The sequence below is a fragment of the Pseudomonas sp. RC10 genome, assembly GCF_038397775.1.
Lineage (GTDB): Bacteria > Pseudomonadota > Gammaproteobacteria > Pseudomonadales > Pseudomonadaceae > Aquipseudomonas > Aquipseudomonas bambusae.
The window spans coordinates 3,406,575-3,429,802 of sequence record NZ_CP151650.1 but is presented as its reverse complement, the minus strand read 5'-3'; the positions used below and the strand labels follow the sequence as shown (position 1 = coordinate 3,429,802).

Below are 23,228 nucleotides of genomic sequence, written 5' to 3'. Positions count from 1 at the left end.
CGTCGCATGTTTGAATTACGGGTGTTGACCGGCCTGCATCAAGGCGCTGCCCTGCCCCTGGTGGGTGAACAATGGGTGATCGGCTCGGACGAGGAGCAGGACCTGGCGCTGCACGACCCGGGTGTCGAACAGGTGCATTGCCGCTTGCAGCGCCAAGGCGAAGGGTTCGTGCTGAACGCGGCCGAGGGTCAGATCGGCGATCAGGAAGGCCATCGTCACGCGACCGCCGAACTGATCCCCAACACCGCGTTCGTGCTGGGTTCGGTGTGGCTGTGCGTGTCGGCGGCCGAAGATGCGTGGCCATCGGTGCCGGTTGTCATCCCGCAACCTCGGGTCGAAGCCGCGCAGGAAACGCCTGTGACCGAGCCGCCCGACCCTGCACCAGACGCCCGCAGCAGCGCACCCCCGCTGGAAAAAGTCGAGTCGCGCTCAAGGCTGTTGAACCGCACCACCGGGGTCATCGTCGGCGTGTTGTTGGGCGTTGCTGGCAGCGCCTGGAGCCTGACCCGTAGCAGCGGCAGTCCGGACACGGTGGCCGCCGTCGCCATGGTCCAACCGTCGAAGCCTTCCGCAGCAACCACAAAACCCGCCTTGAAACCCGTCGCGGAACCTGCTTCAAAACGTATTCACCTGGCCAATGTCGACGACACCCGGCGCCAGCTCACCACCATGCTCAGCGACCGCCTGCTCAGTGGCGTCGATGTGCAGCAGACGCCCGAAGGTCTGGTGTTGAGCGGCAACCTGAAAGCCGAGTCGCAGGTGGTGTATCAGCGCATGCTGCAACGCTTCAAAGACCGTTATGACACGCCCGTCGGCGTGATCGACAACGTCACCACGTCCAGCAACGGCCTGCCGTTCACCATCGTGCAGATCATGTCCGGGCCGCACGCGCATCTGGTCACGGCGGACGGGCATCGGCTGTACGTCGGCGATGAACTGGCCGGGTTGCGCCTGACCCGCATCGACGACAATCGCATTCAGTTCGACGGCGAACGGCATTACGAGGTGAACTGGTGAACGCCGCCCTCGATCACTGGAAAACCGGCCACGCCCGGCGGCTGAGCGGGTTTTCTGCCGTGCAGGTCAGCGGCCGCGTGAGTGCGGTGAGCGGGATTTTGCTGGAGTGCCAGATTCCGGCGGCGAAGGTCGGGGACCTGTGCGAAGTCAGCAAGGCCGACGGCAGCACCATGCTGGCGGAAATCGTCGGTTTCACCCGCGACTGCACGCTGCTCAGCGCTTTGGGCACGCCGGACGGGATTCAGGTCGGCGCGCACATTCGCCCCCTCGGCATGGCCCACCGTATCGGCGTCGATGACAGCCTGCTCGGCAGCGTGCTGGACGGGTTCGGCCGGCCGTTGCTGGAGGACTCGTTGGGCGCTTTTGCCGGTCCCGGTGATCGTCGGGTGACGCTGCCGGTGATCGCCGACGCCCTGCCGCCCACTCAGCGCCCACGGATCACCAACGCGTTGCCCACCGGCGTGCGGGCCATCGACAGCGCGATTCTGCTGGGCGAAGGTCAGCGCGTCGGGCTGTTCGCCGGGGCCGGTTGCGGCAAGACCACGCTGATGGCCGAGCTGGCGCGCAACATGGACTGCGACGTGATCGTCTTCGGCCTGATCGGTGAGCGGGGTCGGGAATTGCGCGAATTTCTGGATCACGAACTGGACGCCACGTTGCGCAGCCGCTCGGTGCTGGTCTGCGCCACGTCCGACCGGTCCAGCATGGAGCGGGCCCGTGCGGCGTTCACCGCGACCGCCATCGCCGAGGCCTACCGCGAGCGCGGCATGAAGGTGCTGTTGCTGCTGGACTCTCTGACGCGTTTCGCCCGGGCCCAACGGGAAATCGGCATCGCGGCGGGCGAACCGCTGGGCCGGGGTGGCTTGCCGCCGTCGGTGTACACGCTATTGCCGCGTCTGGTGGAACGGGCCGGGATGAGCGAAAAGGGGTCCATCACCGCGCTGTACACCGTGCTGATCGAGCAGGATTCGATGAACGATCCTGTGGCCGACGAAGTGCGGTCGCTGTTGGACGGTCACATCGTGCTGTCGCGCAAGCTGGCCGAACGCGGCCACTACCCCGCGATTGACGTGCAAGCCAGCATCAGCCGGATTCTCAGCAACGTGACTGGCCGCGAACACCAGCAGGCGAACAACCGGCTGCGGCGGCTCATGGCGGCGTACAAACAGGTGGAAATGCTTCTGCGCCTCGGCGAATACCAGCCTGGCGGCGACCCCGTGACCGATTGCGCGGTGCAGCTTAACGAACCGATCAACGCCTTCCTGCGCCAGGATTTGCGCGAGCCGGTGCCGTTGCAGGAGACGCTTGAAGCGTTGATGGCGTTGACATCGCAGTTGCCGGAGTGAAATGGGGGTGGCTGCACCAAGACCCCGGCTACGGATGGGTTCTGAGCCAGCTAACCCATTCCTATGGGAGCTGCTGGAGCTGTGCGACAGCCGCGAATGCGGAGGGTCAGGCAATCCCTCTACAGCTGACCCACCGCGTTCGCTGCCGTCGTAACCTCCGGCGGCTCCCACAGGGGATCGCGTTTCAACCCGTCGGCCCGGGCTTGGCTGCAACGCACGAAATCTGTAGGAGCGAATTCATTCGCGAGAGGCCGGTACAGCCGACACATCTCCGTTGGCCACCCCGCCGCTTCGCGAATGAATTCGCTCCCACAGGGGGACCCTGTTTTAACCCGTCGGCCCGAGTTTCAGTGCTGGAGGATTGTTGGATGGAAGAAGAACTCGAAACCGATCCGCAACGCCTAGCCATGGAGCAGGTGATCGGTGTGCTGACGCCGTTGCGTCAGCACCGTCAGGCGAGTGCCGAGCGGGCGCAGCGTCTGGCGCAGCAGGCGTTGGAGGCGATGCAGGTGCAATTGCAGGAGACCCGCGAGGTGTTGAGCCAGGAGCGGGTCAATCAGCGGGAGCGGCGTCAGGTGTTGAGCGAAGTCAACCTGAACAAGACCATGCCCTTGAATGACCTCGACCGCTGGCACGAAAAGGAACACCGCATGCTCGACCGCCTGGCCTATATCCGTCAGGACGTGGAGCGGCAAAAGCTGGGCATCGACGACCAGCGCCAACGGATCACCGAGGCCATGGCCGCCGCGAAGGCCGCCCAACGGGCCGTGGAGAAACTGGCCTGCCTCGCCGAAGCCGTCAACGAACAGAGCTGATTTTCAACGATAAGGTTGAGCCCGATGAACGCACCGATCAAAGCGCCCCCTCGCCCAGCTGCACACCCTGCGCAGCGTCCGGCATCACCTGAACCGTCCACGCTGGCCGACCGCCTCACGCTGAGTGGCGCCCGCCGATCCGATGTCAGTCGCCCCACCACGGCATCGCCTCAGTCCAGCCCCAACGACGCGCTGAACGCCGACGGCCTGTTTTTCTCGCAACTGCTGGTCCCGCCCGTGAGCGAAGAACCCGATCATTCGGGCTTCGGTGGCAGCGGTTTCAGCCTGTTGCCCCCGAGCGAAGGCGTGCCAACCCAACTGATTCACGAACTCGCCGAGCGCCTGCCCGCCCAACCCGACGGCCCGTTCAGCGTGACCCTGCTGATGCCGACGCTGGGCAAGGTCCAGGTCAACGCCAACAAACGCGACAACCAATGGAACGTCGAACTGGGCTTCGCCCGAAAAGGCGTGCTCAAGCGCGTCCAGCCCCACCAACGGGCCTGTGAAACTGCACTGGCCGACGCACTGGGTCATGACGTCGACCTGTCTTTTCACGAGGAACTGCCTGCATGAACGCCCTGACTTTCCGCCAGATCGATCCTCACGCCGCGCACTTCAGTCGCCAACTCGGCGCCGGGGCCACGCTGGCCTTCAGCGCGCAAGGCCTGCCGGGCGAACTGACCCTGCGCCCGATGACGTCCGATTTCACCGAGCATCACTCACTGATCTGGTTCGACAGCGCCCTTGGCATCTTGGGCCTGAGCAACGCCGACGCCCTGCTCACCCTGCTCGGCGAGTTGCCCGTCACCCTCTCCGGCGAACCTCAGCCCTGGTACTGGCAGGTATTGAATCAGCGATTCAGTCCGGTCATCGCGGAACTGCTTTCGCCCCTTGTGCCACTCAGCACTGACACTGCACTGCCAACCGCCGCCGTAACCTGTCGGATTCAGCTGCAATGGGGCGATCAATGCCTGCACGGGGTGATCCGCGCCACTGCCGACGTCTTGCTCCGCGTACTGCAAGGCGCTGACTGGTACCGGCATCGGCAAGCGCTCGACGAGCAATGGCCCGTCCGACAGCCGCTGGAACTGGGCGAACTGTCGCTGAGCCTGGCGCAACTCACGTCACTGCAACCTGGTGACGTGCTGCTGCCCACGCTGAGCCATTTCGACAGCGATGGCCAAGGCCGCCTGAACCTCGGCGGACGGCAATGGGCAGTGCACACCGACAGCGACGAACGCCAGCTGTATGTACGGCTCAGCCACGAGGAAACCCTGGAACATGGCCAATGAAGCGCTCTACGACGAAGAGCTGGACACCCTGACCGACGAGGATCAGGACGTTTCCCCCGTGGCCGAAGACGCCTACCAAGACCACGGGCAACCGCTCCACGAAGACCCCGCTGAAACGGATTGGGCACACCCCGCCGACGCCCCGTTCGAAGACACCCTCGACACGCCGACCTCCGAATCCCAGCCGCAACACACACTCGACCCGCTCGATCACCTGCCCATGGCCTTGACCCTGCGCTGCGGCCACCTCGACCTGACCCTCGGCGACCTGCGCCGGATCGCGGCGGGCACGGTGCTGGAAGTCAGCGGCATCGCCCCCGGCTACGCGACGTTGTGCCACGGCGACCGCGTGGTGGCCGAGGGCGAACTGGTGGACGTCGAAGGCCGCCTCGGCCTGCACATCATCCGCATGGCGTCGCCCGCATGATCATGGACGGGATGAACCCGGTCATGCTGGCGCTGTTTCTCGGCGCCCTGTCGCTGATTCCGTTTCTGCTGATCGTCTGCACGGCCTTTCTGAAAATCGCCATGACCTTGCTGATCACCCGCAACGCCATCGGCGTGCAGCAGGTGCCACCGAACATGGCGATGTACGGCATCGCCTTGGCGGCGACCATGTTCGTCATGGCCCCGGTGGCCCACGAGATTCAGCAGCGGATTCACGAACACCCGCTGGAAATGGGCAGCACCGACAAACTCCAGGCCAGCGCCAGCACGGTGATCGAGCCGCTGCAACGCTTCATGACCCGAAACACCGACCCCGACGTCAGCGCCCACTTGCTGGACAACACCCAACGCATGTGGCCCAAGGAAATGGCTGATCAGGCGACCAAGAGCGACCTGCTGCTGGCGGTCCCGGCGTTCGTGCTGTCGGAATTGCAGGCCGGGTTTCAGATCGGCTTTCTGATCTACATCCCGTTCATCGTCATCGACCTGATCGTCTCCAACCTGCTGCTCGCGCTGGGCATGCAGATGGTCTCGCCGATGACCATTTCCCTGCCGCTGAAACTGTTGCTGTTCGTGCTGGTGCAAGGCTGGACACGCCTGCTCGACAGTCTCTTTTATTCGTACATGTGAGGCGGCCCATGGAAGCGTTGGCGTTGTTCAAGCAGGGCATGTTTCTGGTGGTGATCCTCACGGCGCCCCCGTTAGGGGTTGCCGTGCTGGTAGGGGTGATCACTTCGCTGGTGCAGGCCCTGATGCAGATTCAGGACCAGACCCTGCCCTTCGGCATCAAACTGGCGGCGGTCGGCCTGACCCTGGCCATGACCGGGCGCTGGATCGGTGTCGAACTGATTCAGTTCATCAACATGTCATTCGACCTGATCGCCCGTTCCGGGGGCATGCACTAGATGCCCTTCGACGCACAGGGGCTGTTTGAATTGATGCTGGGCATGGGCCTGGCAGCGGCGCGCCTGTTGCCGTGCATGATTCTGGTCCCGGCGTTCTGCTTCAAATACCTCAAGGGCCCGCTGCGCTATGCCGTGGTGCTGGTGGTGTCGATGGTTCCGGCCCCCGCCATCAGCCGCGCGCTGTCATCCTTTGAAAACGACTGGTTTTCCATCGGCGCGCTGCTGCTCAAGGAAGCGGTGCTGGGCACCCTGCTCGGCCTGCTGCTGTACGCGCCCTTCTGGATGTTCGCCTCGGTTGGCGCACTGCTCGACAGCCAACGCGGCGCCTTGAGCGGCGGGCAGTTGAACCCGGCCCTCGGGCCTGACGCAACCCCCTTGGGCGAGCTGTTTCAGGAAACCCTGATCATGCTGGTGATCCTGTCGGGCGGTTTGTCGCTGATCACCCAGGTGATCTGGGACAGCTACCAGGTCTGGCCGCCCACCGCGTGGCTGCCAGGCATGACGGTCGAAGGGCTGGACGTGTTTCTCGAACAGCTCAACCAGACCCTGCAGCACATGATGCTCTACGCCGCGCCGTTCATTGGCCTGTTGCTGCTGATCGAAGCGGCGCTGGCGATCATCGGCCTGTACGCGCAGCAGCTCAACGTGTCGATTCTGGCCATGCCGGCGAAGAGCATGGCGGGCATCGCGTTTCTGCTGATCTACCTGCCGACCCTGTTGGAACTGGGCAACGGCCAGATTCTGCAACTGGCGGATCTCAAGCATTTGCTGACGCAATTGGTGCCGGTGCCGTGAGCGCGCACCGGATAAACAGGGGCAGTCGATGAGCGAAAAAACCGAAAAAGCCACGCCCAAACAGCTGCGCGACGCCCGGGAGAAAGGCCAGGTCGGGCAGAGTCAGGACCTGAGCAAACTCCTGGTGCTGCTGGTGGTCAGCGAGGTCACGCTGGGGTTGGCCGATGAAAGCGTGGCGCGGCTGCTGCATTTGCTGTCGCTGTCGTTTCAGGGGATCGGCAAACCCTACCTGCACACCCTCGAACAGGTGGCCAGCGAAGGCGCCTCGGTGCTGGTCGGATTCATCCTCAGCAGCGTCGGCATCGCGGTGCTGATGCGGCTGGTGGGGAGCTGGATGCAGATCGGCTTTCTGTTCGCGCCCAAAGCCTTGAAGATCGACCTCAACAAGCTCAACCCGTTTGCCCACGCCAAGCAGATGTTCTCGGCCCAGAGCCTGACGACGCTGCTGCTCAGCATTCTCAAGGCGGTGGCGATTGCCGCGACGCTGTACGCGGTGGTCAAGCCGTCGCTGGGGGCGTTGATTTTGCTGTCCAACACTGACCTGACGACCTACTGGCATTCGCTGTTGCAGCTGTTCCGCCACATCCTCCGGGCCACCTTGGGGCTGCTGGTGGTGATCGGCGTCGTGGACTTCGCGTTGCAGAAGTATTTCCACGCGAAAAAGCTGCGCATGAGCCATGAGGACATCAAGAAGGAATACAAACAGTCCGAGGGCGATCCCCACGTCAAAGGCCATCGTCGGCAACTGGCCCATGAGCTGCTGAACCAGGCCCCGACCGCGCCGCCGAAACCCGTGGAAGATGCCGACATGCTCGTGGTCAACCCGACCCACTACGCCGTCGCGCTGTACTACCGGCCGGGAAAAACGCCGTTACCGCTGATTCATTGCAAAGGCGAAGACGACGACGCCCTGGCCCTCATCGCCCGAGCGAAGAAAGCCGGGATTCCGGTGGTGCAAAGCATCTGGCTGGCGCGAACGCTGTACAAGGTCAAACCCGGCAAACACATCCCCCGCCCGACCCTGCTGGCCGTGGCGCACATTTATCAGGTCGTGCGGCAGCTGGAGGAAGTGACGGACGAGCTCATTCGGATAGAGGAGGATTAAGGTGTCTGGACAGGGATGCCGTGGGTGACAGGCACATCGCTTTCGCTGCCGTCGTAACCTCCGGCGTCTCCCACAGGATAGGCGGCGAACGCTGTGTTTGTGTTCGACGAAAGACCGTAGGAGCGCGCTTGCCCGCGATGGCGTCCGATCAGATACCGTTCGGATCGGGACTAACCACGGTTCTGTAGGAGACGCCGGAGGTTACGACGGCAGCGAAAGCGGCAGTACGGGCAACTCAGCACTGACGCGAAGCTCCACACGGCTCACGGCATCGGCCGCGTTTCCTGGGACATGAACTCGGTAATCCGCGCGCGCAACCAGCGTTCGGCGGGGTCGTTGTCGTGGACGCCGCTCCAGACCATCGACAACTCGGCTGGCTCGATGGGGAACGGTGGGTCTTCGGCCCGCAGCGCGCAGCCTTCTACCAACGCGCAGGCCGCGTAATCCGGGACGGTCGCGATCAGCTCGGTGCCGGCCAACAAGGCGCGCAAACCACTGAACTGAGGCACCGCCACCACCACCCTTCTCGCCCGCCCGACCTTGGCCAGGTCCAGGTCGATGTTGCCGCTCAGATCCCCCGAGAACGACACCATGGTGTGCGGCCGCTCGCAGTAATCGTCCAGCGTCAACGTGCCGGGACGCTTGTCGCCCCGCAGCACCTTGCAGCCGATGTCGCGCAGTTTCTTGCGCTTGGCGTTGGCCGGCAGTTCGGTGGTGTAGCTGATGCCCACCGAAATTTCCCCGGACGCCAGCAGCGACGGCATCAGCAGGTAATTGGCTCGGCGCACCACGACGATGATCCCCGGGGCCTCTTCCCGCAGGCGCGTCAGCAGCGGCGGAAACAATCCAAACTCGGCATCGTCGGAGAGCCCGATCCGAAACACGTCGCAGCTGGTGGCCGGGTCGAATTCCTTGGCGCGACTCACGGCCCCGGAAATGGTGTCGAGCGCCGGTTGCAGCTCCTTGAGAATGTCCAGCGCACGGGCCGTCGGCTCCATGGCCCGGCCGTTGCGCAGCAGCAACGGGTCGTCGAACAAATCGCGCAAACGGGCCAGCGCGGCACTGATCGCGGGCTGGCCCATAAACAGCTTCTCAGCGACCCGCGTCAGGTTGCGTTCGAACATCAACGCTTCGAAGATCACTAACAGGTTCATGTCGACGCGGCGCAGGTCGTTGCGATTCATGGATCGGTTCCGGTGTAAGCATGAGGGAAAGGCCCGCGCTGGGCGGCGCACGGTTCGAGCCCGTCAACAATGCACAACAAGCGAGGCACTGTAAACGGCTCGGGCAGATATACACAGTCGGTTGCCGTACGGCTTGCATGAATGTGCTCTTCGTGACGTTGACGCCTTCATTTATCACGCAGCACTCCCGGACTAAAACGCGCACAGGGCATCAATCCCCGCGCGTCCGTGCCTGCCACATTGACGGCTTGCGTGTTCACTCTTCAGAAGGCCGTTTCATGGCAAGCCGATTGTCCCTGCTGTCCCTGGCGTTACTCACCACTTCCCCGACCTTGATGGCCGCCACCGCCCCCGATGATCAGGGCTTCCTCGCGGGCACTTCATTGAACATTCTGGCGCGCAATTTCTTCCTGCAGAACGACTACCGCACCGGGCACCCCGATCAGAGTTATCGACAGGAATGGGCCCAGGGTTTTATCGCCAACATGCAATCCGGGTTTACCCAAGGCATGTTGGGCGTTGGTGTCGATGCCCACGGTTTCTATGGCCTGAAGCTCGACAGCGGCCGAGGTCACGCCGGGACCGGATTGCTGCCGCTGGACAGCGACGGCCGTGCCGAAGACGATTACGCCAGCGCCGGCGGTGCACTGAAGCTGCGGCTCTCGAACACCACGCTGAAAATCGGCGAGATGGAAGTCGAGACGCCGGTCCTCGACACCGGGGACAAACGCCTGCAACCGGAATACGCCACCGGCCTGTTTCTCGACAGCCGGGATGTCGACGGATTGAAACTGGTCGCAGGGCACTTCAACGCGTTCAAGAACGAAAACGCCTCCACCGCCCACGGCGATTTCGATGGCTATGGCGCCAGCACCCGTGGTCGGGCGATCTCGCTGGCGGGCGTGGAAAGCACGGGCGACGGGCCGTTCGGCGGGTCGGTCTATGGCTCGCAACTCACTGACACCTGGCGGCAGTATTACGGCAACCTGCACTACCTCGCCGTGCCGTCCGACAACAGCTCATTGCTGACGGATGCCAACGTGTATCGCACGCTGGATCAAGGCAGCGCACGGGCCGGAGCCATCGACAACACGGCCTGGAGCCTGTCCACGAAATACAGCCTGGGCGGTCAGGCGCTCACCCTCGCCTATCAGAAAATCGATGGCGACACGCCGTTCGACTTTGTGGGGGGCGATTCGATTTACCTCGCCAACTCGATCAAATACGCCGACTTCAACGGCGCCCACGAGCAGTCCTGGCAACTGCGCTACGACCTCGACGCCAGCGTGCTCGGCGTGCCAGGCCTGAAATTCATGACCCGCTACGTGCGCGGCAGCCAGATCGACGGCACCCACGCCCCTCAAGGCGCGGTGTACCAGCCGTTCGACGAAGAGACGGGACGTTTCCAGCCGGTCCAGGGCAAGGGCGGACGGCATTGGGAGCGCGACATCGACGTCAAATACGTCGTGCAGTCAGGCCCGGCGAAAGACCTGCTGTTCAACCTGTCCCATGTGTCCCATCGCGGCAACGACGCGCAAGGCGGCGATGACATTGATCGCTGGTATGTGGTGGTTCAGTACCCGTTGAATGTCTTGTAGCGCTGCATTGATCACCCCGCACACGCCAACACGTGCGCCTTGGACCGGCGCCAGTTGAACGGCGTAATCCCGACCACTCGGGTGAACACGCGGGTGAAGTGCGATTGATCGGCGAACCCGCAGTCCAGGCTGATCTGGGAAATGGTTAGCGCCGATTCGCTCAACAGCCCACGGGCGCGGTCCAGTCGCATTTGCAGGAACCAGTCGCGGGGGGACAGGCCGGTGTTTTTCTTGAACGCCCGTGAGAAATGGCTGCGCGACAACGAGCATTCGCTGGCGATACGGGCAATCGACAGGCCCTTGTCCATCTGGCTGGCCATCAGCTCCTTGGCCCGCCGCTCCTGCCACGGAGACAGCGCCACGCGCTCGGCCGGGGTCTCGGTCTCAGGGCGTTCCGCTTCCGAGGCCACGCGATTCGACAGCTCACGCACCACCTGTTCCAGCAGTTGTTGCTCGCCGTCGGGCAAGGCACGCAAAGACGCCAGCAACGCGTTGTACAAAGTCGAGTTGATTGCATTCATTCCGGGCTCTCCAGGTCGCAGGGGGCGGTCTCTGGAGTCTGGTCCGCAGAGGCCTTAAAGTCCTTCTCCGGGTATTAAATGTTCTGAATGGTTAATAATCCGCGCCTGCCAGGTAGCCCGACCCAGACTCTTTCAGGACGTTTAAGGCGCCGCACAAAGACGCTGTCGCCCGAGCGGTTTAAGGTCTGAACATGCCAAAGCCCGGTTCGTTGCGAGGGACGCACGTGACCACCCGATATGTTGCTGGAATCTCGATCCCCGACAGCGCGATGGCCCGTGCGGCGACCGAGTTGATGCGGGCGACCCAGTCCGGACTGATGTTCGACGCCGCCTGCCGCACGTTCGTCTTCGCCAGTCTGATCGGCCAAGGCCGTGAACTGCGCTATGAACCCGACCTGCTGTACATCAGCGCGCTGTTTTTGCGCATCGGTGTCACAACGCTGTATCGCCATTCCCAGCAGCGCTTCGAAGTGGACAGCGCCGACGCAGCGGCCCAGTTCCTGCGAGGTTATGGCCGCTCCCGCGATGACATCGCCCTCGTCTGGGACGCCATCGCCCTGCACACCACCCCCGGCATTCCCTCGCACAAACCGGCGTTGACAGCGCTGCTGGCGGCGGCCGTCGACACCGACTTGCTTGGCACCCATTGCCAGGCGCTCTGCCCCGGTGTCCTCGCCTGCGTACTCAACGCATTCCCCCGCGAAGCCGGATTCAAGATCAAGTTCCTGCATACGCTGGCCGAGGGACAACTGCACCGACGGCAAAGCACCTACGGCACGATCAACGCCGACGTGCTGGAGTTTCATGACCACCATCTGAATGCGGGCGGGTTCTGCGAACGGTTGCTGGCGTCGACTTGGCCGTATTGAAGCTTCAAGCGGCAAGCTTCAAGCTTCAAGCTGTGCGCGGAGGTCTCAGGTTCAGCGTTCGCCGCTTCTAGCTCGCAGCTTGCAGCTCGTAGCTCGTAGCTCGTAGCTCGCAGCCTGCGTCTGCCGCTCAAACCGCCGGGAGGGTGAAGACGAACGTGGCGCCGCCGTAGCGCGCAGGCATGACGTACAGCTGGCCGCCGTGGGCGTTGACGATGGAGCGGCAGATCGCCAATCCCATGCCCATGCCTTTGTCCTTGGTGGTGTAGAACGCGTTGAACACCTTATCCATGTCCTCAAGGGCGATGCCCGGGCCGGTGTCTTCCACGCTCACCACCAGATAATCATCGTGCACCGCTTCGCTGGTGATCGACAGGCGTCTGAGCACCTGGTCGCCCGCGCTCAGGGCGTCCAGCGCGTTGAGGATCAAGTTCAGCACCACCTGCTGCAATTGCACTTCGCAACCGTAGACCTGCAACGGTGAGCGGGTCAGGTGGCTGGTCATCAGGACTCTGTGTTGCTCCACCTCGACCACGGTCAGCGCCACGACGTGACGGATCACGTCGTTGATCAACAGCCGCCGTCGCTGCTGCGCACCTTGTCGCGCGAGAGACTGCAGGGCATTGACGATTTCTCCGGCACGCCGACCGTCCTGCACGATGTCCCGCAGCCCGGACAGCGCTTCATCGACCTTCGGGGTCTCCCGGTTCAACCAGCGCAGGCTTGCTGCGGCATTGGACACCATCGACGCCAACGGCTGGTTGATTTCGTGGGCAATCGACGCCGCCAGCTCACCCATGACCGTGACTTGCGACACCCTCGCCAGTTTGGCCCTGGCGTTTCGCAGCGCGGTTTCAATGTCGTGTCGGCGAGCGTTTTCCGCCATCAGTTCCTGATGCAGTCGAGCGGTCTCCAGCGAGATGGCCGCCTGCCCGGCCAAGAGCTCCAACACCCCGGCTCTGTTGGCCGTGAACACCCCCGGCGCCAGATTGTTTTCCAGGTACAGCACACCGATCACCTGGCGCTGCTTGAGCAACGGCAGGCACAACGCGGACCGCACACGATGCTCGTCGAGGTATTCATCGTCGCCGAAGTAGCCGTCGGCGGAGACATCCTCGATCACCAGACGCTGTTGGGTACGCATCACCCGGTAGAGGATCGACAGGGGCAAGTGCGCCTTGCTGGGGGTCAGGTTCACCAATTCGATCCGCAGGCCGCCATCGTCGTCACGGCCAATCGCGTGGATCAGCGGCGCCTCGTTCTTCACGAGCATCAGCAGCGCTCGCTGTGCACCGGCATGCAAGATGGTGGTGCGCATGAGGATTTCGATCAGGCGATCCTGCTCGGTCTCGTCACTCAATGCCTGCGCCGCTTTCATCACCGACGCGAGGTCGAGCGTGTCCTGCCCTCCGGCAATGGTGACACTGACGCGAGATGCCAGAATCGCCTCCCGCTGCCGCGCCTGCGTGATCAGCGCGTGCCGGTACGCTTCACTGCGCGCCGGCGCCAGGTCGTGGCCCAATGCGGGAATGTCCTGAAGCCGTTGCCACTGGCAGTTGCACGAACGCAGGTCTGCCAGCAGATCAGCCGTGCTTTGGTAACGGTCGTCCGGGTTCTTGGCCAGCAACTTGAGCACCAGCTCCGACAGCGCGGGAGGAATGTCACCGCGATACAGGCTGAGCGCCGGTGGCTGTCGCGCCACATGGCAGTACACCCATTCGACGGCGTCGCGGGCCTCGAACGGCAAGTGGCCGGCCAACCACTCGTAAAACGTCATGCCGAGAGAGTAAAGGTCGCTGCGCTGATCGGCGTGACGCTCGACCCTGCGCGATTGCTCCGGCGACATGTACGCCAGCGTGCCGCAAATTGAATCCGACACTGGCAGAGCGCCCGAAGGGTGGGCCTCGACGCTCAGTCCAAATCCGCTCAGCCGCACACTGCCATCAGCTCCTTCCACCAGATTGCACGGCTTGATGTCACGGTGCAGCAGCCCTTCTGCGTGAAGATGCACCAAAGCAGACGAGGCGCCGATGGCCAGGTGCAGAAAACGTTCGATCGACAAGGGTTGATTGGCCAGTTCGTGCAGCGGCTGCCCGCCCGGATCGCTCGACACCAGCAGCAGGCCATGGCCGCTGGGCAATGCGTCGGACAACAGCGCCAGCGGTTGCAGCGCCCACCGGGGCGACAACCGGGCCGCGAGGGAAAACTCATGTTCCAGCCGCCGCGTGGCATTGTCACTTGCGCCGGCGGCCGCACTGATCACGCGCCACTGCTGACCTCCGCCGTCGGGGAGCCTCACCCGGAAATGACTCAGTTCGCCGTCGGCGAGCAGCCATTCCCAGACGAGCTGCCCCCACCACTCCGGCCCGAAGAGCGCGTCGTGGGGAGCCCTGCCTGATGGCGCATCAAAAACGCTGCTCATGAAAGCCCTTGGTGAGATTCAACGTCAGGGGCCAGATCGTGCCCCGCGGACCGTGCCTGAGTTCGACAGGCGTAAACAACCGCATGGAACTCATCGGCCCTGCGAATCATAAGCACAACTTTGTCGGGCGGAAAGTTGACGCGATTGGCAGGTCACACGACATATAAACTTCAAACTACTGAAGATGTATAAATGTGCGGTTAGTCATTGCGTCATGACACCGAGCCGCTCGTGCATCTTCAAAAGTTCGATGACATTGCGTGCGTTCATTTTTGCCATGACATGTTTTTTGTGAACTTTGGCGGTCACTTCGCTGGTGCCCAATTCGACAGCGATCTGTTTATTCATTTTGCCGGTGATCAATAAACCCATGACTTGTCGTTCACGGGGCGTCAGGTGATTGAAACGGTCGCGCACGTTAAACGTCAGGCGGCGTTCCGACAGGTTGCGTGCGTCGGCGGACAGCGCTTCGCGCACCAGGTCCAGGAGGTGCTCCGGTTCGAATGGCTTGGTCAGGAACTCATGGGCCCCGGCTTTGATGGCCTTGACCGACATGGCGATGGTGCCGTAGCCGGTCATGAAGATGATCGGAAAATGCAGGCCGCGCACCTGCAATTCATCCTGCAAATCGAAACCCGTGCCGTGGGCGAGATTGACGTCGAGCAACAGACAGGTCGGGGCTTCATCGAGCGGGTGCGCCAAAAAGGCGGCGGCGCTGTCGAAGGCGCTGCACGCGATGTCCTCCGAATTCAACAAGCGCTGCAGCGCGGTACGGATGGCGGCGTCGTCATCGACCACATAGACCCGGGGTGTCGCATTCATAAACTCTTCCGTCTTCAGCGGCTCAACGCCAGTGCTCTGTGTGCCTGAGGATGATACCCGTCGGGACCCAACGGAACAGCCCTGAGCGGTTGGATATCGCCCTGTGCAGCGGCGGGAACACGGTAGCGCGGGTCGAGCCTGAGGGTTTCGCCAGCGATTTCCTGGGTCTGAACCACCCGCAGGCAGGCCCGCGTTGCCGCCAGCATGCAATAAAAACGGAACGGTCCTTGGGCCGACACCACCAACAACGACTTGGTCGCCAGCCTCACCATGCAATCCATGATGCACGCCCGGGCGAGCGTCGCGCACTGCAAGGCATGGCACGCCTGATCCAGCGTGAACGGGCCGTCCAGATCGGCGAGCAGCCTGAGCACCGCACGTTCGTCCCGGCTCAGCAAACGATAGCTCCAGGCCAGCGACGCATGCAGCGTTTGTTGCCGTGGCGGCGCGGTACGCAGGCTCGCGGTCAGCAGATGAACGCTGTCGTCCAGACTGGCGACCAGTTGATAAAGACCCAGTGCCGTGGCCCGTGCCGCCGCCATTTCCAGCGCCAATGGCATACCGTCCAGACGCCGGCAGACCTCACCCACCAGCTCGACGCTGTAATCGTCCAGTTCGGTGTCGCCGCTGCCGCCCATGTGGCAGTCCAGTGCCCGCCAATGCCGCAGAAACAGCTGAGCGGAGGTGCTTTGCAACACGTTTTCGCGGCTGGCGTCCGGTGCGGGCGCCGTGAGCGGGGGTACTTGCACGCTGCGTTCGCCGGCAATCCGCAGGGGCTCACGACTGGTGGCCAGCAGCCGTGCACACGGCGCGCCCCGTAACACGGCCTCGACCAGCCCGGCGATCTCGTCGATGAGGTGCTCACAGTTGTCGAGGATAATCAGGCCCGGATGGCGAACAACGTGTTGGCATATGCTCGCCGCCAGCGGCTCACCCTCGACGGGCTCAACGCCCAACGCGGCCGCCAGCACTTCGCACAGCCGATCGCCCCGTTGCAACTCGGCCAGCGGCACGAAACACACCGGCATTGCCTCGCGGTCGATACGCTGCTGGCCGAGCACCACCGCCAGACTGGTCTTGCCCACGCCCCCCGGCCCGATCAGGGTGACCAACGCGTGGCCGTCGTTCAAAACCGCCTCCACCTCGTCCAGCAACGCCTCGCGCCCCACCAGATCGACGCTCGCGGGCAGCCGATGCCTGGCGCTTGATGGTCCCCATCCCGAGGCTGTTTCCCGCGCCTTGGGCAACGGGTCCTGCAAGGTGGCGTCAGGCCAGGCACCCTCGCCGCCCAATAACAGGTAGCCACGACCGGGGATCGTGCGAATCAGGTCGCGGTCAGCGCCCAGCGCCTTGCGCAGCGCCGAAATGTGCACCTGCAAGTTATTTTCCTCAACGATCGTGTCGGGCCACACGTGCTGAAGTATCTGTTCCTTGCTGACCAGTTGCCCCTGATGGCGAATCAGCATTTCCAGAATATCGAACGCGCGGGTGCCAATGCGCAGGGCAACGCCGTCTTTGAAAACGTCCCTGAGGTCCAGGGACACAGTAGCCTGACCGAGACTTATCATCTTATTCACGCAGTCCTTAGAGTGGATTCGCACGCCCTGAATGCGTCGAACGTGAACGAGGCCATCGGGCTCCCGTACTCGAACAACGTCGCCGATCCATTTTTAGTCAGTGAACATCTAATCAGTAAAAAACATTAACCGATATTATCCGTAGGGGTAGGAACTTGTAATTCATCCGTCTAACGGTTGTTGAATCTCGGTGAGCTTAATGATCGTTAGATAACGATTAGTTGGTCACTGTCGCTCGCCAGTGACCGGCACTGACAGCACCTGTCGCTGACGACTGCGCCAGGCACTGGGTGTTTCCCCGGTCAATCGGGTGAACACCCGCGTCAAGTGCGGCTGATCGGCGAAGCCACAGTGCTGCGCAATCTGAACCAACGGCATGGGCGGCATGGCGCGCAGCAATTCCCGCGCCCGCTCCACACGAATCTGCAACAGCCAGGCGTGGGGAGCGACGCCAGTGGCCTGTTTGAATGCCCGGGAGAAATGGCTGCGCGTCAGCGAGCATTCCTGGGCAATGCGCTCGACCGACAGATCGCCGTCAAGGTGGCTAGCGATCAGCTCCTTGGCAATCGCCAATTGGGTGGGCGTGAGGGACGCGTGAAGCTTGCCGGACGCCGGGGCGACACGCCCATAGCGGGCGATGGCGTGGCTGCTCATCGCCATCAGCACGTGATCGAGAAACAAACGATTGGCCATGTCGGGACGTTGCAGCGCCGGGAGCATGGCGTGCGCCAGGTGATACAGCACGGGGTCTTCGGCGCCGCCCTGCTCGTAGCGGAACACGCCGATCTTTTGGGCGCCCTGCTCGGCCTGCAACGCGTCCAGCGCCTGCCGGGGCAGCGTCACGCGCAGATTGTCGTAAGACGAACGATGCTGACAGCGCAGTTCATCGCCCATGAACGGCAACGCGACAGAGCCCCGGAGATGGCCACCGGCGTAGCTCAACCGGCGCCCACGCCAAAGGCGATGGGCGGCAAAATCCTGCAACTGAACGATGATCGAGAAGGCATCGACACACGGGATGTCGATGATCTTTTCAGGGTCGGGGGTCGCCTGCTGAATGCGCACAGCGGTGAAGGCATCACCGCTCAGCTGCATGATCCGGGGAGTGTTCAAGGGCCAGTCCTGTGTCAGTAAAGGGGTGCCAGTGCAGTCGCCCACTCCCTGTGCCCAGGCGACTGCGCTCATCTTAGTCGATCAGCGGCACATGGGCAGCGCGCTGATACGGGCCGTATTCCACAGGCACCCACTGGAAGCGTTTGCCCAGGGCTTCGATGTGCCCGGTGCCGGGGAACGGCAGGTGCGCGGCGGCGACCCAGCGCTTCTTGCTGGCGGCTTCGCTGAACACCGCGTCGCGGCTGGCGATCGCGTTCTGGCTGTTCTCGTCAAAACTGATGCTGACTTCCGGGTGTTCGAACTGCACGGCGAGGTTATGCACCAAGTCACCGATGAAGACAATGGATTGGCCGCGAGACGTGAACTGGTACGTGGTGCTGCCGGGGGTGTGCCCCGCTTCGAGGGTGGTGTGCACTTCCGCAATGGGCGACTCGCCGGGGGTGAACGTCTTGAACCGACCGGCAGCGACGTAGGGAGCGGTCGATTCCTGCGCGATTTTGAAGAATGCCCTGGCCTGTTCCGGCACGCGGGACAGCGCCGTCGGGTCCAGCCAGTAATCGGCCTCGGGCTTGGCGGCGTACACCGTGGCGTTGGCGAAGATCGGCTGTTTGTTGCCGTCGACCAGGCCACAGACGTGATCCAGGTGCAGGTGGGTCAGAAAAATCGTGTCGACCTGCTCCGGTTCATAGCCCGCCGCCTTGAGGTTGCGCGTCAGCATGCCCGCCGTTTCACCGATGCACTGGCCCGCCCCGGTGTCCACCAGAATCAGGTTCTTTCCCGTGTTGATCAGAAAGGCATTGAAGGCGGTTTGCACCCCCGGTGTTTCGATGGCACGCCGAGCCAGCAGCGCGCGAATCCGCTCAGGGGGCAGGCCTTTGAGCAGTTTTGGCGACAGGTCGTTGTAACCGTCGAACAGCGCCGTGACTTCGTAATCCCCCACCGCCAGCCGGAAATAGCCCGGCACTTGGGTTTTCTGCTGGGCGGGCGGTTGGGCACTGGCCAGGGTCGAGCACAGCGCAAGGCCCAGGCCAGCGGCACGGGCGAGCGAAAACAGGGATGAGTGCATGGGACGCCTCAAAGCAGGGTTAGAAGAAGCGCCGATGGTGCGATCCCTGCCGATCCAGTGATTGAAGCGCTGTGCTTGTTTCGAAGCAGAGCTGCGGCGGTCGATGACGGCAGACTCCGGGAGCGATCGGTTATAGACATCCCGCCATCACTGTCCCTAACATCCCCGCGTGTCGTGGCGACGTGCCCTCTCCCGTGGAATTCCCTTCATGCCCTCAGACGCTCCTCATTATTCGCTGGCCTGGAGCCTGCTTCTGCTTTTGGCAGATGTCGCGGCCTGGCACCTGCTGGCCGACCGCAACCGGTTGACCCGGATCGGCATCCGCCTCATGGGTTTCGTGGCCTACAGCCTGGTGATCGCCAGCGCAGGCGTGAGCCCACTGGAAGCGCCTGCCTGGCCCGACAACAGCGCCATGCAATTCGCCGCCACCGCGCTGGCCATCGTCTGGTGGATGTATGCGGCGCGCACCCTCACCGTTCTGCTGGGCTTGCTGTTAACCGGCCGCGTTGGCCACAGCGGGCGACTGTTGCAGGAGGTCATAGGCGCGGTGGTCTTCCTGATCGCCATCGTCGCGGCGGCCGGCTACGTGCTGCAGCTGCCCGTGAAGGGGCTTCTGGCGACCTCCGGGGCGATGGCGATCATCGTCGGCCTCGCGTTGCAGAGCACACTGAGCGACGTGTTTTCCGGAATCATCCTCAACACCACCAAGCCCTATCAGGTGGACGACGCGATCTCCATCGACGGGATGGAAGGCAAGGTCATGGACATCGACTGGCGCGCCACGCACCTGATGACCGGGGTCGGCACCATGGTGGTGATCCCAAATTCAGTGGCGGCCAAGGCAAAAATCGTCAATTTGAGCCGACCGGTCAATATTCATGGCGTGTCGATCACGGTGATGATGTCTCCGCACATCCGGCCCCGCCGCGTGCTGGATGCCCTGGAGCGTGCGTTGCAAGGGTGCAGCGCGTTGTTACAGACGCCACAACCCCGGGCAGTGGTCAAAGACACCAGCCCGACCACCATCGAATATTCGATGACAGGCTTCATCAGCGACCTCAATAACAAGAGCGACGTGCGCAATCTGCTGTTCGATCTGGCGTATCGGCACCTGGAAGCTGCGGGTATCGCCTGGCAATCGGAGATCACCGCCGAGGCCATGTCGCGACCCAGGGCGTTACTGGACGAGGTGAAGGTGTTCAGGGCCAGCACTGCCGAAGAGAAAGATGAACTGGCGCAAACGATGGTCGCTCGGGAGTTCGCCACCGGTCAGACCATCATGGACATGGGAGACGAACCGGACGGGCTGTGGGTGATAGCGACCGGCGTTGTCTCGGTGAGGATTCCCGACGGCAGGGAGATGATCGAGGCCGGGCGCATGGGGCCGGGGGAAGTGATGGGCGTGCAGAACGTGCTCGACGACTCGCCGTCCGAGGCGCGCTTCATCGCCCTCACGTCCTGTGTGATGTACCGCATCGAAAAAGCCGCCACGCGCAAGGCGATGGAGCAGCGGGCGGAAATCACCACGGCACTCAACAAGTTGCAGGCGGTGCGCCAACAGAACAGCCAGCATGTTTTGCTGCGCAAGCCGGTGGTGATCAAGAAGAATCACTTTTTGGGCTGGTTGCAGAAGCGCTGAACGATTCGGGCGTGCGGGCAAGCCAGGGGAAATGCCACTGCCGGTAAACCCGCACCGCGACTGAAGATGGAATGAAAGAGACTGGCGACGCATCACGATTAAATCGTTAGCCTGCTTTCATTTCCGTTGGCCTCGGGCGATGATGGCGCACTCCCACCGCGCCTGCGAAGAGCCCTCATGTCTGCCGCCCTGCCACCCGAAACGTCGCCTCAGCACACGAATTCAATGGCGATCACCCTGCAAATCGTCTCCATCGTCCTCTACACCTTTATCGCGTTCCTGTGCATCGGGCTGCCCATCGCGGTGATGCCCGGCTATGTCCATAACCAACTGGGTTTCAGTGCGGTGGTGGCCGGTCTGGTGATTGGTTCGCAGTACCTTGCCACGCTGTTCAGCCGCCCTGTGGCGGGCCGGATCTGCGACACCATCGGCACCAAGCGGGCCATCGTGTATGGGCTGGCAGGCATCGCGATCAGTGGCGTGCTGACCGTTTTGGCGGTCCTGCTCGAAACGTTCGCGGGCATCAGCCTGTCCATTCTGGTGATTGCTCGGGTGATCCTCGGCGGGTCGCAAGGTCTGGTGGGCGTGGGCACGATCAGTTGGTGCATCGGCCAGGTCGGTGCGGAACACACGGCACGTTCGATTTCATGGAACGGCATCGCGTCCTACGGCGCCATTGCCATCGGCGCGCCGCTGGGCGTGGTGATGGTCAACACGCTGGGGTTCGTCAGCCTCGGCCTGGTGTTGACCGTGCTGGCCGCAGGCGCGCTGCTGCTGATTCGCAACAAACCGCCGGTGCCTGTGGTGCGCGGCGAGCGCATGGCGTTCTGGTCGGTGTTCGGTCGCGTCGCACCTTATGGCCTGGGCCTGACCCTGTCCTCCATCGGCTATGGCACCCTCACCACCTTCATCACCCTGTATTACGTGAGCCGGGGCTGGGAAGGCGCGGCGTGGTGCCTGACGGTGTTCGGTGTCTGCTTCATCGTGGCGCGGCTGTTTTTCATCAACGCCATCACCCGCTTCGGCGGCTACCGTTCGGCCATTGTGTGCATGTCGGTCGAGACCGTCGGGCTAGTGCTGTTGTGGCTATCGCCCAACACCACTGTGGCGTTGATCGGCGCGGGGTTCGCGGGGTTTGGCTTATCGCTGGTCTACCCGGCCATCGGCGTCGAAGCCATCAAGCAAGTGCCCAACAGCAGCCGTGGCGCGGGATTGGGGGCCTATGCGGTGTTCTTCGATCTGGCACTGGCCATCGCCGGGCCGCTGATGGGCGCGATTGCCCTCGGCATGGGCTACGACTGGATCTTTTTTTTCGCAGCACTGCTCTCGATTCTGGCGTTGGGCCTGACCGTGCTGCTGTCGCGACGCCCCGCCGTAGACACGCGGCTCTAGCACGACGCCGGCCAAACGGCATCGCAAAACGCTGAACTGCCCGGACCCGAGCCGGTCGGAACTAGCACATCCCTCGCAAAAGGAGCGTGCGTGTGACTTCCGATCCTGCTGGTGTCCACCTTCCCCTCTCGGACATGTCGGGCGTACGGGACGTTCATCGTTTACGCGTACTGACGGTCAACACTCACAAGGGCTTTACGGCCCTGAACCGACGTTTCATCCTGCCGGAGCTGCGCGAAGCGGTGCGCAGCACGGGGGCCGATCTGGTGTTTTTGCAGGAAGTGCTCGGCGGCCATGATCGCCATGCCGCCCGCTATCACGACTGGCCGACCCTCTCCCAATACGAATTTCTCGCCGACAGCATGTGGAGCGACTTTGCCTACGGCCGCAACGCAGTTTACCCGGAAGGCCACCACGGCAACGCGATCCTCTCGAAGTACCCGATCCTGCATTACCGCAACCTCGACGTGTCGATCACCGGCCCGGAGCGTCGGGGCCTGCTGCATTGCGTGTTGCAGGTGCCGGGACACGACGAGGTGCACGCTATTTGCGTGCATTTGAGCCTCTTGGAAAGTCATCGGCAGTTACAGCTCGACTTATTGTGCGCGTTGCTGGACTCGCTGCCCGAACACGCGCCGGTGGTGATTGCCGGGGATTTCAATGATTGGCAATTGCAGGGCAACAAACGCCTAGCGCGCTGCACGTACTTGCACGAGGCTTTCGAGCAAAGCCATGGGCGATTGGCCAAGACCTACCCGGCCCGCTTCCCGCTGCTGCGGCTGGACCGGGTTTACCTGCGCAACGCCACCAGTCACAACCCGAAAATCCTCGGGACGCGGCCGTGGACGCACCTGTCCGATCACCTGCCGCTGGCGGTCGAAGTGCACATGTAAACGCCCGTATCCAAAGGCGCTGGCATCGTTTCGCCACTCCCGCCGTTTGTCCGGTAATGCCGTGATTGTTTAAACCAACTGCCGCTTGATTCATCCCATTTAATGCGAGCCACATGACTCGCCCTTCTCATAACAAGAGGTACGCAATCATGGCTAACACCGGAAAATCGAACCCTGGCAACTTCTCGAACGATCGCCAAAAAGCCTCCGACGCAGGCAAAAAAGGCGGCCAGGCTTCAGGTGGCAGCAACATGGCCAACGACCGGCAGAAAGCAACTGACGAAAAACGTCCGGACGCCAGCAAAAAAGGCGGAATGCCACAAGGCGGCGCAGGCCGTAAATCCTGATCAACGTCTGATCAGCGGAACGAGCGAGGGTGAGAGCCCTCGCTTTTTTATGCCCGTGCGTTGCGT

Annotated in this window: 23 protein-coding genes; 16 read left to right on the top strand and 7 right to left on the bottom strand. The window is 62.8% G+C overall.

What is annotated here, in order from left to right; genetic code table 11:
• The first annotated feature begins 6 nt into the window (after positions 1-6).
• The 10 genes from sctD (at position 7) to sctU (ending at position 7,722) form a co-directional block, all read left to right on the top strand.
• A complete protein-coding gene (gene sctD / locus AAEO81_RS15830) occupies positions 7-1,017 on the top strand; it encodes a type III secretion system inner membrane ring subunit SctD (protein ID WP_341957652.1) in 1,011 nt (336 codons plus the stop codon).
• Positions 1,014-2,363, top strand: coding sequence for a FliI/YscN family ATPase (locus AAEO81_RS15825; RefSeq protein ID WP_341957649.1), 1,350 nt, complete (start codon positions 1,014-1,016; stop codon positions 2,361-2,363). Before sctD ends, AAEO81_RS15825 begins: the two co-directional genes overlap by 4 nt.
• 368 nt (positions 2,364-2,731) lie before the next feature.
• Positions 2,732-3,178, top strand: a complete 447-nt coding sequence (locus AAEO81_RS15820) for a type III secretion protein (RefSeq protein WP_341957647.1) — start codon at positions 2,732-2,734, stop codon at positions 3,176-3,178.
• A gap of 24 nt (positions 3,179-3,202) precedes the next feature.
• Positions 3,203-3,751, top strand: a complete 549-nt coding sequence (locus AAEO81_RS15815) for a type III secretion system HrpP C-terminal domain-containing protein (protein WP_341957645.1) — start codon at positions 3,203-3,205, stop codon at positions 3,749-3,751.
• The gene (locus AAEO81_RS15810) at positions 3,748-4,470 is read left to right on the top strand and encodes a type III secretion system protein (RefSeq protein ID WP_341957643.1); all 723 of its coding nucleotides are present in this window, start codon (positions 3,748-3,750) and stop codon (positions 4,468-4,470) included. The genes AAEO81_RS15815 and AAEO81_RS15810 overlap by 4 nt, the downstream gene beginning before the upstream one ends.
• Entirely contained in the window at positions 4,460-4,897 is a 438-nt protein-coding gene (locus AAEO81_RS15805; protein ID WP_341957641.1) for a FliM/FliN family flagellar motor switch protein, read from the top strand. The genes AAEO81_RS15810 and AAEO81_RS15805 overlap by 11 nt, the downstream gene beginning before the upstream one ends.
• Entirely contained in the window at positions 4,894-5,547 is a 654-nt protein-coding gene (gene sctR, locus AAEO81_RS15800) for a type III secretion system export apparatus subunit SctR (RefSeq protein ID WP_341957639.1), read from the top strand. The genes AAEO81_RS15805 and sctR overlap by 4 nt, the downstream gene beginning before the upstream one ends.
• 8 nt (positions 5,548-5,555) lie before the next feature.
• Positions 5,556-5,822, top strand: coding sequence for a type III secretion system export apparatus subunit SctS (sctS, locus tag AAEO81_RS15795; protein WP_296187369.1), 267 nt, complete (start codon positions 5,556-5,558; stop codon positions 5,820-5,822).
• The gene (sctT, locus tag AAEO81_RS15790) at positions 5,823-6,617 is read left to right on the top strand and encodes a type III secretion system export apparatus subunit SctT (RefSeq protein WP_166594322.1); all 795 of its coding nucleotides are present in this window, start codon (positions 5,823-5,825) and stop codon (positions 6,615-6,617) included.
• A 28-nt stretch (positions 6,618-6,645) separates the two neighbouring features.
• Positions 6,646-7,722, top strand: a complete 1,077-nt coding sequence (gene sctU / locus AAEO81_RS15785) for a type III secretion system export apparatus subunit SctU (RefSeq protein ID WP_341957634.1) — start codon at positions 6,646-6,648, stop codon at positions 7,720-7,722.
• A gap of 263 nt (positions 7,723-7,985) precedes the next feature.
• On the opposite strand, the gene AAEO81_RS15780 is transcribed toward sctU, so the two are convergent.
• Positions 7,986-8,906 carry a LysR substrate-binding domain-containing protein gene (locus AAEO81_RS15780; protein ID WP_341957633.1) on the bottom strand — a complete coding sequence of 307 codons (921 nt, stop codon included), beginning with the start codon at positions 8,904-8,906 and terminating at the stop codon, positions 7,986-7,988.
• Between the two features lie 335 nt (positions 8,907-9,241).
• Between AAEO81_RS15780 and AAEO81_RS15775 the strand changes: the two genes are divergently transcribed.
• Complete coding sequence (locus AAEO81_RS15775) at positions 9,242-10,504, top strand: OprD family porin (RefSeq protein WP_341964546.1); 1,263 nt, start codon at positions 9,242-9,244, stop codon at positions 10,502-10,504.
• 11 nt (positions 10,505-10,515) lie between these two features.
• Here the strand turns inward: AAEO81_RS15775 and AAEO81_RS15770 are convergent, their stop codons facing one another.
• Positions 10,516-11,025 carry an AraC family transcriptional regulator gene (locus AAEO81_RS15770; RefSeq protein WP_166594318.1) on the bottom strand — a complete coding sequence of 170 codons (510 nt, stop codon included), beginning with the start codon at positions 11,023-11,025 and terminating at the stop codon, positions 10,516-10,518.
• 224 nt (positions 11,026-11,249) lie between these two features.
• On the opposite strand from AAEO81_RS15770, the gene AAEO81_RS15765 reads away from it, so the two are divergent.
• Complete coding sequence (locus AAEO81_RS15765) at positions 11,250-11,894, top strand: phosphohydrolase (protein ID WP_341957630.1); 645 nt, start codon at positions 11,250-11,252, stop codon at positions 11,892-11,894.
• A gap of 127 nt (positions 11,895-12,021) precedes the next feature.
• Here AAEO81_RS15765 and AAEO81_RS15760 read toward each other — a convergent pair whose 3' ends face one another.
• The 5 genes from AAEO81_RS15760 to AAEO81_RS15740 form a co-directional block, all read right to left on the bottom strand.
• A complete protein-coding gene (locus AAEO81_RS15760; protein WP_341957629.1) occupies positions 12,022-14,313 on the bottom strand; it encodes an ATP-binding protein in 2,292 nt (763 codons plus the stop codon).
• A gap of 204 nt (positions 14,314-14,517) precedes the next feature.
• Positions 14,518-15,135 carry a response regulator gene (locus AAEO81_RS15755; RefSeq protein WP_341957628.1) on the bottom strand — a complete coding sequence of 206 codons (618 nt, stop codon included), beginning with the start codon at positions 15,133-15,135 and terminating at the stop codon, positions 14,518-14,520.
• 14 nt (positions 15,136-15,149) lie between these two features.
• Positions 15,150-16,703 carry a winged helix-turn-helix domain-containing protein gene (locus tag AAEO81_RS15750; protein WP_341964545.1) on the bottom strand — a complete coding sequence of 518 codons (1,554 nt, stop codon included), beginning with the start codon at positions 16,701-16,703 and terminating at the stop codon, positions 15,150-15,152.
• A 234-nt stretch (positions 16,704-16,937) separates the two neighbouring features.
• Positions 16,938-17,825: an AraC family transcriptional regulator gene (locus AAEO81_RS15745; RefSeq protein WP_341957626.1), complete on the bottom strand. Its 888-nt coding sequence runs from the start codon at positions 17,823-17,825 to the stop codon at positions 16,938-16,940.
• Positions 17,826-17,898: 73 nt separating this feature from the next.
• The gene (locus AAEO81_RS15740) at positions 17,899-18,891 is read right to left on the bottom strand and encodes an MBL fold metallo-hydrolase (protein WP_341957624.1); all 993 of its coding nucleotides are present in this window, start codon (positions 18,889-18,891) and stop codon (positions 17,899-17,901) included.
• 208 nt (positions 18,892-19,099) lie between these two features.
• On the opposite strand from AAEO81_RS15740, the gene AAEO81_RS15735 reads away from it, so the two are divergent.
• The 4 genes from AAEO81_RS15735 to AAEO81_RS15720 all read left to right on the top strand — a co-directional run bounded on the left by AAEO81_RS15735 (position 19,100) and on the right by AAEO81_RS15720 (position 23,162).
• A complete protein-coding gene (locus AAEO81_RS15735; protein WP_341957623.1) occupies positions 19,100-20,530 on the top strand; it encodes a mechanosensitive ion channel family protein in 1,431 nt (476 codons plus the stop codon).
• 177 nt (positions 20,531-20,707) lie between these two features.
• Entirely contained in the window at positions 20,708-21,922 is a 1,215-nt protein-coding gene (locus AAEO81_RS15730) for an MFS transporter (RefSeq protein WP_341957621.1), read from the top strand.
• A gap of 134 nt (positions 21,923-22,056) precedes the next feature.
• Entirely contained in the window at positions 22,057-22,815 is a 759-nt protein-coding gene (locus tag AAEO81_RS15725) for an endonuclease/exonuclease/phosphatase family protein (RefSeq protein WP_166594742.1), read from the top strand.
• 149 nt (positions 22,816-22,964) lie between these two features.
• Positions 22,965-23,162 (top strand): KGG domain-containing protein, encoded by a 198-nt coding sequence (locus AAEO81_RS15720; RefSeq protein ID WP_166594309.1) that lies wholly within the window; start codon positions 22,965-22,967, stop codon positions 23,160-23,162.
• Positions 23,163-23,228 lie beyond the last annotated feature (66 nt).